This is a genomic window from Barnesiella sp. (assembly GCF_022723415.1).
GTDB classification, from domain to species: domain Bacteria; phylum Bacteroidota; class Bacteroidia; order Bacteroidales; family Barnesiellaceae; genus Barnesiella; species Barnesiella intestinihominis.
The window spans coordinates 1-11,301 of the sequence record NZ_JAIJHU010000073.1 but is presented as its reverse complement, the minus strand read 5'-3'; the positions used below and the strand labels follow the sequence as shown (position 1 = coordinate 11,301).

The 11,301-nt window shown below is 41.8% G+C and carries 11 protein-coding genes; 4 read left to right on the top strand and 7 right to left on the bottom strand.

Annotation, left to right across the window (positions count from 1 at the left end):
• Nucleotides 1–46: 46 nt before the first annotated feature.
• From QVD32_RS11690 to rsfS, 7 genes are all read right to left on the bottom strand, one after another.
• Entirely contained in the window at nucleotides 47–595 is a 549-nt protein-coding gene (locus tag QVD32_RS11690; protein ID WP_021891966.1) for a DUF3332 domain-containing protein, read from the bottom strand.
• Nucleotides 596–739: 144 nt separating this feature from the next.
• A complete protein-coding gene (locus tag QVD32_RS11685) occupies nucleotides 740–2,134 on the bottom strand; it encodes an MltF family protein (protein ID WP_021891965.1) in 1,395 nt (464 codons plus the stop codon).
• A 5-nt stretch (nucleotides 2,135–2,139) separates the two neighbouring features.
• Nucleotides 2,140–2,751, bottom strand: a complete 612-nt coding sequence (udk, locus tag QVD32_RS11680) for a uridine kinase (RefSeq protein WP_021891964.1) — start codon at nucleotides 2,749–2,751, stop codon at nucleotides 2,140–2,142.
• Nucleotides 2,752–2,781: 30 nt separating this feature from the next.
• Nucleotides 2,782–3,951 carry an AIR synthase related protein gene (locus QVD32_RS11675; RefSeq protein ID WP_021891963.1) on the bottom strand — a complete coding sequence of 390 codons (1,170 nt, stop codon included), beginning with the start codon at nucleotides 3,949–3,951 and terminating at the stop codon, nucleotides 2,782–2,784.
• 61 nt (nucleotides 3,952–4,012) lie between these two features.
• Entirely contained in the window at nucleotides 4,013–4,855 is an 843-nt protein-coding gene (locus QVD32_RS11670; protein WP_008862464.1) for a phosphatidate cytidylyltransferase, read from the bottom strand.
• A gap of 150 nt (nucleotides 4,856–5,005) precedes the next feature.
• Complete coding sequence (gene ftsH, locus QVD32_RS11665; RefSeq protein WP_021891962.1) at nucleotides 5,006–7,054, bottom strand: ATP-dependent zinc metalloprotease FtsH; 2,049 nt, start codon at nucleotides 7,052–7,054, stop codon at nucleotides 5,006–5,008.
• Nucleotides 7,055–7,091: 37 nt separating this feature from the next.
• Entirely contained in the window at nucleotides 7,092–7,448 is a 357-nt protein-coding gene (gene rsfS / locus QVD32_RS11660; RefSeq protein ID WP_008862462.1) for a ribosome silencing factor, read from the bottom strand.
• 301 nt (nucleotides 7,449–7,749) lie between these two features.
• On the opposite strand from rsfS, the gene QVD32_RS11655 reads away from it, so the two are divergent.
• The 4 genes from QVD32_RS11655 to ald all read left to right on the top strand — a co-directional run bounded on the left by QVD32_RS11655 (nucleotide 7,750) and on the right by ald (nucleotide 10,770).
• Nucleotides 7,750–8,133: a DUF3127 domain-containing protein gene (locus tag QVD32_RS11655; RefSeq protein WP_118687095.1), complete on the top strand. Its 384-nt coding sequence runs from the start codon at nucleotides 7,750–7,752 to the stop codon at nucleotides 8,131–8,133.
• A gap of 174 nt (nucleotides 8,134–8,307) precedes the next feature.
• Entirely contained in the window at nucleotides 8,308–8,583 is a 276-nt protein-coding gene (locus QVD32_RS11650; protein ID WP_008862459.1) for a putative quinol monooxygenase, read from the top strand.
• 33 nt (nucleotides 8,584–8,616) lie between these two features.
• Complete coding sequence (locus QVD32_RS11645; protein WP_287710250.1) at nucleotides 8,617–9,516, top strand: phosphodiester glycosidase family protein; 900 nt, start codon at nucleotides 8,617–8,619, stop codon at nucleotides 9,514–9,516.
• A gap of 153 nt (nucleotides 9,517–9,669) precedes the next feature.
• Nucleotides 9,670–10,770 (top strand): alanine dehydrogenase, encoded by a 1,101-nt coding sequence (gene ald / locus QVD32_RS11640; protein WP_287710249.1) that lies wholly within the window; start codon nucleotides 9,670–9,672, stop codon nucleotides 10,768–10,770.
• Nucleotides 10,771–11,301: the final 531 nt, after the last annotated feature.

The following is an 11,301-nucleotide window of genomic DNA, read 5'->3' as shown; positions in this document are numbered from 1 at the left end:
AAGCCGATTAATCGGCTTCCCTCTTTTTTGCGTTATGGTCTAATGATTATTTCATGGCAAAATTAAAGTGCTGTGCAGCTTCTTGATAAGCCATTACACCTGTTTGCGAGAGTTCTATGATCATGTCGTTTCCATCGACTCCCGGCATTTTTACATGATTGTCATCAACGAATGTCATAAACTTCGTCGTTTCGCCATTGGCAGAAACAGACCAAGAGTTGTCATTGCTATCGAATACGAACCCGATAGTCGTATTGTCTTTTTGATTGGTAATCGTATAACCGTTTTCATCGGTCGTTACTAAGTAAGTATCTCCATTTTCTCCTTTTACTTCTTTTGTCGATTGAGATACAAGATTTTCACCGCTCCAAAATTCGATGGAGTTCAATACAAGAATATCGGCAACTACTGTCAATTCATATACGGGGATAATGTGGAATGCGATGAATACAAGTTCGTTTACGAATTTATTGCCTACACCTTCGTTCCAGCCGAGTACTTTATTAGTCAATTTAAATGATCCGATACAAGAAGAAAGACCCAGCGATACACACAACGCTATGGCAACAACCATGTTTAATTTGTTCTTTTTCATAACTTCAATTTTTAAGTTAGTAATATGTTTATGTACAAAATAATACAAGAATGAAAACAAATGTTCCTATTGATTATGTCGGGATATAGCTTACTTTTGTATTCTATTTATACAAATATACGAATTTTTTAGAGAATGTGATTTTTATAAAGGAATTTTTTCTTGGTATATTTTGTAATAGCGTAAAACTTCATGGACATAGGCTACGGTTTGTCTGCCTTTGAAATAGCCAAATTTACAAACTTCGTCATTGAAATATTCAGGGTTGCTTTTAAGTAAAATGAATTCACTCACGTTTTTATCCCATACATGGGGATTTTTCCCATATTTCTTAGCGAGCGCCATAGCGTCGAGTATATGTCCGAGCCCTCCATTATAAGCAGCCAATATAAATTTTATGCGTTCATTTTTATCTTCGATATCGGCAAGACTCTTGTTGAGAGATTGGATACTTTTTACAGCCGCACCGATATTTTTTTCGGGATTGGTTATTTCGTTCATGGAAACACCGAATGCCTGAGCCGTACGAGGCATCAGTTGCATAAGCCCTCTCGCTCCGGCCCACGATACCGCCAAAGTATCGAAATGGGATTCGTTATAGGCTTGGGCGGCAAGTATGCGCCAGTCCCAATCTATTTGCTTGGCATATTTTTTTAAAAGAGGGTCGTAGATAGATATTTGTCCTTTGGGTATGGATAGTACGGCCGATGCTGGCAAAGTTTTACTCAGTTCGAAATATCTGCGGGAAATACTTCGGTAAGAGTCTGATTTGTGGTTTTCCTTTACCCATTGGTTTATAGCATGAGCGAGGGATTTGGAATGCTTGTTTACCGCCCATGAAGCTCTTTGCGGGAAACTGACTTTCAGATGAATGTCTATGTTGTTATAGTAGGTACGATTCAATTGCGCGAGGTTATTATCGGCCAAAGTGTAAGGTATCTCTCCCGTAGAGACCATTTCTATAAGTTCCTCGGTAACGACTGTATCTTTGTCGATATGATGTATATGTATCCCGCCGCCGAGTTCATCGTTGAGGTTTTTGATTCGGTCTTCGTATTTAGATCCTGCTTCGACATAAATATCTTTCCCGATTAAATCGACAACGTCGTTAACCATTTCGTTTTTAGGTTTTCGAAGTTGAATCAGCACTTGGTGAGTGATGTTTTCCGCTCCGCAATATAACCATTCATTCTTGGCATCGCCGATAATGGGCATTTCATAAGCTATAATATCACCCTCGCCTTTTTGCAACATTTCGGTGAGGCGCTTGATATTGTCAGCGACGATGACTTTCGTTTTCAGGTTGTAGTGATCTGCGAATTGTTTGATACGTTCGTATTCGTATCCCATTTCTTCTCCACGATAAATAAAGTAGGACGTGGAACTATACAATGTCAAGACACGTAATTCTCCACGCTGGCAGATAGAATCGAAATCGTTCAAGACATTTTCCGACGAGTGCTGTTTGTTTCCTCCACAAGCCGAGACGAAAATCAGCACGAAGAGTATATATATCCAATAGGATATTGCCCTCCGCATGATTTCTAACCTTTAAGTTTGTGGGAAATAAAATTGGTCATGATTTCTATGGCCACCGAGTTGTGTCCGCCTTGGGGGATAATGATGTCGGCATATCGTTTTGTAGGTTCGATATGTTGCAGATGCATCGGTTTCAAAACCCGTTCGTAGCGTTCGATAACCATCTCGACCGTACGTCCTCGTTCGATAATATCCCGATTGATGACTCTGATAAGTCGGTCGTCGGCATCTGCATCGACGAATACTTTCATATCCATCATGTTTCGGAGCTCTTCATTGCAAAGAATAAGAATACCTTCGACGATGACTATATCGCGCGGCTCGACGGTTATTGTCTCGTTGGAGCGGGTACATGTCAGGAACGAATATATGGGCTGTTCGATGGAGTGTCCCGCTTTCAGTTCTTTCAAATGTTTTACCAGTAAATCGAAGTCGATGGCAGCCGGTTCGTCGAAATTGATATTTTGTCTTTCTTCTACGGGTATATGACTGCTATCCCAATAATAGGAATCTTGTGGAATAACGGCAGTTTGTCCGGCGGGTAGGCTTTCGATAATTTTTCGTACAACGGTGGTTTTTCCCGAACCGGTTCCGCCGGCTATTCCTATAATTAACATAGTTGTTTTAGTTAAAGTGTGAAACGGAATTTATCTATATTCAAATCGTCCTTTGTCCGATTCGATGATTAGCTCGTTGCGATCGGACGCTTCGGTATATCCTACAATTTGAGCGTCGATACCGAATGAATGGCTGATCTCGATAACTTTTTGAGCATTCAATGAGTCTACATAGATTTCCATGCGATGCCCCATGTTGAATACTTTGTACATTTCATGCCAGTCGGTTCCCGATTGTTCCTGTATGATATTGAACAAAGGCGGAACCGGAAAGAGGTTGTTCTTGACAACTCTCATCTTCTCTACGAAATGCATGATTTTGGTTTGAGCTCCACCCGAACAGTGTACCATACCGTGTATCTGCGACCGCATCTCGTCGAGCAATTTTTTAATGACAGGGGCGTATGTTCGTGTAGGTGACAATACCAGTTTACCGGCATCTATTCCTAATTCGGCTATTTTGTCTGTAAGTTTCAATGTCCCTGAGTATACCAATTCGTCAGGAACTGCATTGTCATAGCTTTCGGGGTATTTGGTCGCGAGATATTTCCCGAATACATCGTGTCGTGCCGATGTCAAACCATTGCTGCCCATGCCTCCGTTATAACTTTTTTCATACGAGGCTTGTCCATAGGACGATAATCCTACTATGACATCACCCGGCCGGATATTGCCATTCGATATGACATCTTTCCGTTTCATGCGACAAGTGACAGTGCTATCGACTATGATTGTTCGAACCAAATCTCCGACATCGGCCGTTTCGCCTCCGGTACTATATGCGTTTACTCCGAGGTCCCGCAATTCGGCGAGGAGTTCTTCGGTCCCGTTTATGATTGCTGAGATGACTTCTCCGGGAACTAATAGTTTATTCCGTCCGATCGTCGAGGACACGAGTATATTGTCGGTCGCGCCTACGCAGAGCAGATCGTCTATGTTCATGATGAGGGCATCTTGCGCTATGCCTCTCCATACACCGAGGTCGCCAGTTTCCTTCCAATACATGTAAGCTAATGACGATTTGGTCCCTGCTCCATCTGCGTGCATGATGTTGCAATATTCGGGGTCTCCTCCGAGTATGTCGGGTATAATTTTGCAAAACGCTTTTGGGAAAATTCCTTTATCTATATTTTTTATGGCGTTATGTACATCTTCTTTTGAAGCCGATACGCCTCGCAGATTATAACGTTGGTCGTTCATAGGCGGATATTTGAATAATTACAAATTTAATGTAAAAAAGAAGTCGATGCAAGCATCGGGGTTATAAAACGAAAGTCAGATATATGAATATAACGGGCGAGGCTATCAATTCGCTGTCGAAGCGATCGAGAATACCCCCGTGTCCCGGCAATATTTTCCCGGAATCTTTTACTCCTGCTGTACGTTTGAGTAAGGACTCGCATAAATCTCCCCAAGTGGAAAATATGGAGGTTAAGATTCCCATACCTATCCATTGGGCTGTCGAAAGCATACCCGGTATGATGTAGTTTGCCAAAGAAGCGAGTATGATACAGAATGCCAAACCTCCGAAAAACCCTTCCCATGACTTCTTTGGCGATATGCGCTCGAACAGTCGATGTTTACCTAACGTACAACCTACGATATATGCGCCGGTATCGTTTGTCCATACGAATACAAAAAGAGCCATCAGCAAATATTCGGTATTCATGAATAGTTGATAGTCGCTCTTATATCCCCAAACTCCTAATAAGGCCAGAGGCAGTACAACATAAATTTGACCTAAAATGCTATATGCCCAACTGGTTATGGGCGATTTTTCGGGTGTCGAATAAAGTTGCGTGACGGGACGTGCGATGAGGTAAATAACGTAGGTGAGGATAGAAGCCTTTTGGAAGTTATATGGTAATTGTCCCGAGAAAGAAAATACAGCCAGAAATAGGGCACAGGCTCCTGCCATGTCGAGCATGAGTAATATTTTATCGAACTTTCTGCCAAATTGAGTCAGGTTTATAAATTCGATATATCCGAGGAGCGAGATGATACCGAATATAAAGAGAAATGTATAAGCTCCTGATAGAACGGCCGTTGTGATGATAACGATAAAAAGGATACCGGTTAAAGTTCGGGTCAATAAATTTTTCACGATTTTTTTGTTTTGATAAATCGCTGACAAATATAACTATTCTCTGAAAAAACTTACGTTTATTTAGGGCTCTTTTTTGGTGATGCGACATAAAAAAGAGATATCGACTTGTCGATACCTCTTTTCTTATATAGGGGGAGTTGGTGAAAACTATGTATTCTCCGAATCTTTCTCTGGTTTTTCCTCCGTTTTGTTTTCCCTTTCATGGGTATTGTCGTTTCCTGTCGAGGTGTCTTTTTCTTGGGTTTCTTTCTCGGCTTTTTCTCCTTCTTGTTTTGCTGATTCTTCGTCCTGCAAGATTTCTTCGGAGCGAGATACCCACGGACGTTTTCCAAAGATATGTTCGACATCTTCCGAGAAAATAACTTCACGGGAGATCAATACTTCTGCCAGTTGAGCGTGTTTGTCGGCATTCTCTTTTAGAATTTTTTTAGCCCTTTCGTATTGTTCGCTTACGATTTTGCTTACTTCTTCATCGATGAGTTTAGCCGTGTCTTCGCTATACGGTTTGGTAAATCCGTATTCTTGCCCCGTGGAATCATAGTAAGAAAGATTCGGTAATTTTTCGCTCATACCGAAATAAACGACCATAGCATAAGCCTGTTTGGTAACCCTCTCCAAATCGTTGGAAGCACCGGTTGAGATTCGTCCGAGAAATACTTCTTCTGCTGCACGACCTCCTAATGTGGCGCACATTTCGTCGAGCATCTGCTCGCGTGTCGTGATTTGTCGTTCTTCGGGGAGATACCATGCGGCTCCCAATGCACGTCCGCGAGGAACGATCGTTACTTTGATGAGGGGGTTGGCATATCTCAATAACCAGCTGATAGAAGCATGCCCGGCTTCGTGTATGGCAATGGAGCGTTTCTCCTCTTGGGTTGTAATCTTAGATCGTTTTTCCAGACCGCCGACGATACGATCGACAGCATCCATGAAGTCTTGCCGTTGAACGCTTTTTTTGTTTTTTCGGGCGGCGATGAGGGCGGCCTCATTGCAGACATTGGCTATATCCGCGCCCGAAAAACCGGGGGTTTGTCGAGCCAGAAGGTCTACATCGACAGAATCGTCTATTTTTACATTCCTTAAATGGACTTTAAATATTTCTTTCCGGTCGTTCAATTCGGGCAGTTCTACGTAGATTTGACGGTCGAATCGTCCGGCACGCAGCAATGCTTTATCCAATATGTCGGCTCGGTTGGTAGCAGCCAAAATGATAACTCCGCTGTTCGAGCCGAATCCGTCCATTTCGGTTAGCAACTGATTTAATGTATTTTCTCGTTCGTCGTTAGAACCCATATTCGGATTTTTCCCCCGAGCACGCCCCACAGCATCGATTTCATCGATAAAGACGATACACGGAGCTTTCTCTTTGGCTTGTCTGAAAAGATCGCGAACACGAGAGGCTCCCACACCGACGAACATTTCTACGAAATCGGAACCAGATAAAGAGAAAAACGGGACGTTGGCTTCTCCGGCAACGGCCTTTGCCAATAATGTTTTTCCGGTTCCCGGAGGGCCTACCAATAAGGCGCCTTTGGGGATCTTGCCACCTAAGTCGGTATAGCGATTGGGATTTTTTAGAAACTCTACGATTTCTTCGACTTCTTGTTTGGCTTCCGATAATCCGGCAACGTCATTGAACGTCACTTTTACAGCGCCGTCTTTATCGAAAAGTTGAGCTTTGGCTTTCCCTACATTGAATACTCCTCCGCTGCCTCCTCCGCCTTGATTGGTCATTCGGCGGGCTAAATAAATCCAAAATACAATGAGTAATATGAATGGGCCTACCGACCATAATATGTTAGTTAGGTCACTACTGTTTTCGTAATAGACTTCTGCATTAAAACCATCTTCCTTTTTCCACGTATCGAGAGTTTTTGCAAAACTGTCTCCCGAAGGAATATTGGTGTATATTACTGGTTTCCCGTTTATTTTGTCAGTTTTAAAGACCGCTTTGGCTGTACTGTCGTTCAGTTGGGCTTCGGCATAATCTTTTTTGGCGAAAACGGTCAGTCTGGTTATACCGCCCTCTTTGGCGATTTTTTCGAATTCGGTCCAATTCACTTCTTTACTCATCGTGTTGTCGTTCATGTAGTAAAGTCCTATTAAAACGAGAGCGATGAGCGAGTACATCCAATACAAATTGAATCGAATACCTTTCTTTTTAGGTCCTAATGGAGACATATTGTTGTTTCCCATATTTTGATGATATAATGTGCTGTTGATGTATCAAAAATTATTCCACATCGGGAATTTCTGCCAATTTGGCATCATTCCATAATTGTTCGAGCTTATAATAATTTCGGTATTCCGGTAAAAAAATATGGGCCAATATGCTACCGTAGTCGATAACAATCCATTGTCCGTTTTGATATCCATCATATCCGAAAGGTTTTATTCCTGTATTTTGTAATACATATTCTCTTATACTATCGGCAATCGCCATGACTTGGGTTGTCGATTGTCCTTCGCAAATAATAAAATGAGAGGTGGCTGCCGATTCTATTTTTGAGAGATCTACGGTTGTAATTTTCTTTCCTTTTTTTTCTTGAATGCCTTCTACGATGGTTTTAAGTAATTGCTTTTCTTTCATTTGTTTGAATATATAATCTCAGTTTGCAAAGATAATGCGATTTTTCCGATTTCAAGAGAGGTGACTTGTTATAAAATTGAGGGTTTAGTTAAAACTCCTTTTTAATAAATGTTATAGAGAAAGGTTTTTGTAATATAACAAATAAAAAAGTGAAAATGTTTTTATTGGAAGTCTCGCTGCTTTTGCGATATAAAATGAAGTTTGGGCAGAACGGAGTGAAAAAAACTTGTTTTCATCTTGCCTTACCCCTTACCTTTTGCTATATTTGTTGCCGAATAATTACACAGCTTGTAAATTGAATATGGAAATTAAAGGAAGAATAATCCATGTGTTGCCTTTGCAGGAGGGCGTTTCGAAAGCAGGCAATCCGTGGAAAAAGCAAGAGTATGTTTTGGAAACAGAAGAGCAATATCCTCGGAAAGTTTGTTTCAATCTTTTCGGTGATAAAGTAGATCAATATCCTGCCGCTATCGGCGAAGATGTCGTGGTTAGCTTTGATCTTGAAAGTAGGGAATTTAATGGTCGTTGGTACACCGATGTGAGAGCTTGGAAGATAGAAAAGTCAGCTTCTGTTGCTCAGGGAGTTCCCGATATGCCTCCGATGCCCAACGATATAACTCCGTTCCCACCGGCTCCGGCAGCTCCCGATTTGGCGCCTTCTCCTACCGATGATTTGCCATTCTAAATACATAGAATTAAATATAGTAGATGGAAGAGCCGTATCTGTTGCAGAGGCGGCTCTTCGTTTATTAGAGATTGAAGAATTTGTTTAGTTATATTTGTTTTTCGCAATCTCTTTTATGAGGAGAATATATTACTTTTACCAGTTCAAAACTGGTATCGAATAAATTGAAAAGTTATGATTAGATTGAATGTTTTTATTCAGGTAGAGAAATCTTGTCGAGATAAGGTTCTTGATATAGCGAGAAAATTGACAGAATGTTCATTAAAGGAGCCGGGTTGTGTAGCATATGATATTTTTGAGAGCAGTACACGTCCCGATGTATTGATGATTTGCGAGACATGGAAAGATGCCGATGCGTTGTCGATTCATGAACAGACAGCTCATTTCGTTTCGTATGTAGGAAAGATGAAAGAGCTTTCCGAGATGAAACTCGAAAAATTTAATTTTTGATATTCACACGGTTTCTTCAATAGTTCAAGGAAGATGAAATGGAGTAAGTTGTTTTTGCCCGTAATGGTTGTGTCGATGATTGCGGGTATGCCTTCGTGTGGGAAAGATGATGGTAGCTCGTCGGTCCCGCAAAGACCATCGGGCGGAAATCAAGCCGATTCGATTGCCATTGCCGGAATACAATGGCAGGAACGGGAAATTCAGACAGGAATAATTAGTAAAACGGCCCAAGTTCCGTTACTATTCGATTATCCTCAAACGATAAGCATGTTGGAAATCGATTTGAATAAAGCCGATGTTTCCTTTTTGGTGTCTTATGAGGCAGGTTCTTTAAAAAAGACGACTAGCGATCGGGCATTGGCTGCTAACGCATTGGCCGCTGTAAATGGAACATATTTCAATACTTCGACCGGGATCAGTCGTCATTTTTTGAAATGTAATGGTACAGTGATGGCTGCTACTCAGACAAATGAATTTTCCACACGTGCGACGGGGGCTTTTTGTGCGACGGGAGATGTTGTGGAAATAAAAAAGTGGAGTTCGACGGAAGAAGCTGTTCAGGGTGGAAATTATCAGCAAGTTGTTGTGTCGGGGCCTTTGATGTTGGACGACGGTCGTGATGTCGCTATGTGGAGCAATACTTTCACTACCGATACGCATCCTCGCACCTGCGTGGCTACTACCGATGATAATAAGGTGCTGTTGATAGTTTTTGATGGGAGGTTAGATGGTGCGAAAGGAGTGAATCTGTATGATTTGCGGACATTCGCTCGGCAAATGGGGGCGACCGATGCTCTTAATTTAGATGGTGGCGGCTCTTCCACGCTGTATATACAAGGATATGGTGTTATTAATTATCCTTGCGATAATGGAATATACGACCACGAAGGAGAGCGGGCTGTGCCTTCGGTTTTGTTGGTCAAGAAGAATTAAATACATTACTGTATAGATATTTAGAGGGGGAGGCTCTGATGAATCAGAACCTCCCCGTTTTTTGTCGAAAAAAATGAATGTTGATGTAATAAAGTAAAAAATAATTTTCTTATCTTTCAACCGAATTTAATCTAATCTTAATACTTATAGGCCATGATTGTAGGAATTCCAAAAGAAATCAAGAACAATGAAAACAGAGTAGGCATGACTCCGGCAGGAGTGAATGAGTTGGTAAAACATGGGCATACGGTGTACGTCCAGAAAGGAGCCGGAGAGAATAGTGGTTTCCCGGATAGTTCATACGAACGAGTCGGAGCGAAAATATTGGCGACTATTGAAGACGTGTATGCTATCTCCGAAATGATTGTAAAGGTAAAAGAGCCTATTGCTCCTGAATATCCGCTTATCCGTAAAGGCCAATTGTTGTTTACCTATTTCCATTTTGCTTCGGATAGAAGATTAACGGAGGCCATGATGTCGAGTGGAGCCACGTGTTTGGCCTATGAAACGGTAGAGTTGAAAGATCATAGCTTGCCTTTGTTGATTCCTATGTCGGAAGTGGCAGGACGAATGGCAACGCAAGAGGGTGCGCGTTTTTTAGAACGCCCGCAAGGTGGAAAAGGAAAATTGATGGGTGGTGTTCCGGGGGTAAAACCCGCAAAAGTGTTGGTTATTGGCGCCGGGGTCGTGGGGTATTCGGCAGCTCGCATTGCCGCCGGAATGGGAGCCGACGTGACAATCACAGACCTTTCTTTGTCGCGTTTAAGGCATGTCGATGAAATAAAACCGGCTAATATTAAAACGTTATATTCTTCTGAATTTAATATTCGTGCAGAGCTTCCTACGACCGATTTGGTAGTGGGTGCTGTATTGATTCCGGGTGCGAAAGCTCCTCATTTGATTACGAGAGATATGCTGTCCACGATGGAAAAGGGTTCTGTATTGGTCGATGTGGCTATCGATCAGGGAGGCTGTTTCGAGACTTCTCGTCCGACGACTCACTCCGAACCGGTTTACGAAGTCGATGGTATAATACACTATTGTGTAGCCAATATTCCCGGTGCTGTTTCTGCGACTTCGACATTGGCTTTGACAAATGCTACGCTTCCTTATGTGGTTCAATTAGCCGATAAAGGTTGGCAAAAAGCTTGTTCCGAAGATGAGGCATTGTATAAAGGACTGAATATTGTCGATGGCAAAATCGTTTATCCGGCAGTTGCCGAAGCCTTTGGGTTGCCGTGTGAAACGATTTAGAAGCTGTTTTAATTTATTCCGAGACAGGGGCTCAATATGGCCGGAACATACCTGCTTGCAATGATAATATTATTTCCCAATAAATTTAAAACAGCTTCTTATTAGGAGGAAAGAAAAAAACTCGATAAAAATGATAGGAGGAATAGATTACGTTCGACTTTGTCTTCGTTACCGAGGGCATCATACCTTCTCCCCTATGCCGGGAACAAGAAGCGATAGTTTCTGAGGAGAAGAGTTGTAATATACAAGAACAATCTCCACAAATTATCGACCGAACCAGCGTTTAGGTGTAGCTCACTTAAATAGTATTGGGAATTTTTTTTTGGAAAAAATGTTTAATTATAAAATCGTGAAGTACAGTTTGTTGCAAGAAAGTTATGTTATACAGCATAAAAAAGTGGCAGAAATATTTGGAATGGAGTAGGGAAATGTATTAACTTTGCAACCGCAAAAGAGGAAACGGGGCACGCTCCGGGGAACTTTTTGTCAAGTTCATTGAAGGAATTGAAGAAGCAAGTGTAGTACAGTAAA